The following is a 1,245-nucleotide window of genomic DNA, read 5'->3' on the forward strand; positions in this document are numbered from 1 at the left end:
GTTAACAATCTATGCAAACCCTCATATCCTTCAACGTAAGATTAATCTTACTGATAACGCATGGATGTCGCAATAACGCGGATAAGTTCCAAGGGGCAGATCGTTATCCCCGCATCGATGAGAGCCGATCTTCCGGAAGGAGAGAGACTCCTCATCATCAGGGACGGGGACCGGTACATTCTCAAGCCCCTTGCGGATCTCGAGCCCCAGCTCAGGGAAGACCTCCTCTTCGCGGAAAAAACCGAAGCAGCGCTGGCGGAATACCGGAAAGGTACCTTCACCCGGAAGTCCGGAGAGGAATTCATCGATGAGATGGATTCATGGTAACGGTCGCGTACGACCCGCACTTCGAAAAAACCATCCGGAAAATCCATGATGTGCGGCTTAAGGAGCACGTAAAGCAGCAGATCAGGAAAATCATCAGCGATCCTTCCATCGGAAAACTGATGCGATACTCCCGGAAACATACGCGGGAAGTGTACATTCCACCTTTCCGGTTGTCATACTGGTATGACCGGAAAAACGATACGCTCGTATTCCTCGCGCTGTATCACAAGGATCAGCAACAGGCCACAGAAAACGAGCCCCCGTGTTCCCCGGCACTTAGTACACGATGACTTTCAGTTCCGGAATCTTCTCAAAATGCTGGTCCCGGGTGATGATCTCTGCATCATAACAGAGTGCGGCCGCAGCAATCGCCTGATCAAAATCGCCCACCGGGCTGCCGCATTCCTGGAGGGTTGCGGACAGATACCCGAATGCATGATAGATATCCGTATCAAACGGCACTTCATCACATAATGAAAGGATCGCAAGTTTCTCCTTTACATTTTCCTCCACCCGGAGGGACCGGTAGGCCCCTTCGAAGAGCTCGAGAGCAATGACCGGCGTGATAGAGAGCGGTTTTCCTTCTGATTCCAAAGCTTCCAGTTTTGCCAGAGCATTCGGATCGTGCCGGATGATATCAACGAGGAATGAAGTATCAGCAACCGGCATCAGAACTTAACCTCACGCAGCTTTGCTTTCCGCATCTCGCGGGATACCTTTTCAATGGAATCGGCAAGTTCAGGGTTTGCACCCATTTCCTTCAGGACTTCGGACAGCTTCTTCTTTTTCGGGTAGTGCTCCAGGATTACATCGGAGAAGCTGGCTTTGTCGTTCTTCTTCAGGCTCTTCAGCCGCTCATACGCCTCCTCGGTGATGCTGATGGTTTTTGTGGACATGATCAGTCCTGTGTATGTATGT

4 protein-coding genes are annotated in these 1,245 nt (G+C 51.0%); 2 read left to right on the plus strand and 2 right to left on the minus strand.

Features of this window, described 5'->3' with window-relative positions; genetic code table 11:
- The first annotated feature begins 60 nt into the window (after positions 1–60).
- The gene (locus tag CW742_RS13805) at positions 61–327 is read left to right on the plus strand and encodes an AbrB/MazE/SpoVT family DNA-binding domain-containing protein (RefSeq protein WP_292421368.1); all 267 of its coding nucleotides are present in this window, start codon (positions 61–63) and stop codon (positions 325–327) included.
- Positions 321–617, plus strand: a complete 297-nt coding sequence (locus CW742_RS13810; RefSeq protein ID WP_292421370.1) for a type II toxin-antitoxin system RelE/ParE family toxin — start codon at positions 321–323, stop codon at positions 615–617. The genes CW742_RS13805 and CW742_RS13810 overlap by 7 nt, the downstream gene beginning before the upstream one ends.
- Here the strand turns inward: CW742_RS13810 and CW742_RS13815 are convergent.
- Both CW742_RS13815 and CW742_RS13820 read right to left on the minus strand, forming a co-directional pair.
- Positions 604–996 carry a type II toxin-antitoxin system VapC family toxin gene (locus tag CW742_RS13815; RefSeq protein ID WP_292421372.1) on the minus strand — a complete coding sequence of 131 codons (393 nt, stop codon included), beginning with the start codon at positions 994–996 and terminating at the stop codon, positions 604–606. The two genes, CW742_RS13810 and CW742_RS13815, sit on opposite strands and share 14 nt — an antisense overlap.
- Positions 996–1,245, minus strand: a 250-nt coding sequence (locus CW742_RS13820; protein ID WP_292421374.1) for an antitoxin VapB family protein, incomplete at its 5' end; no start/stop codon positions are given. The genes CW742_RS13820 and CW742_RS13815, both read right to left, overlap by 1 nt.

The sequence above is a fragment of the Methanoregula sp. genome, assembly GCF_002835825.1.
In the GTDB taxonomy this organism is placed as follows: domain Archaea; phylum Halobacteriota; class Methanomicrobia; order Methanomicrobiales; family Methanospirillaceae; genus Methanoregula.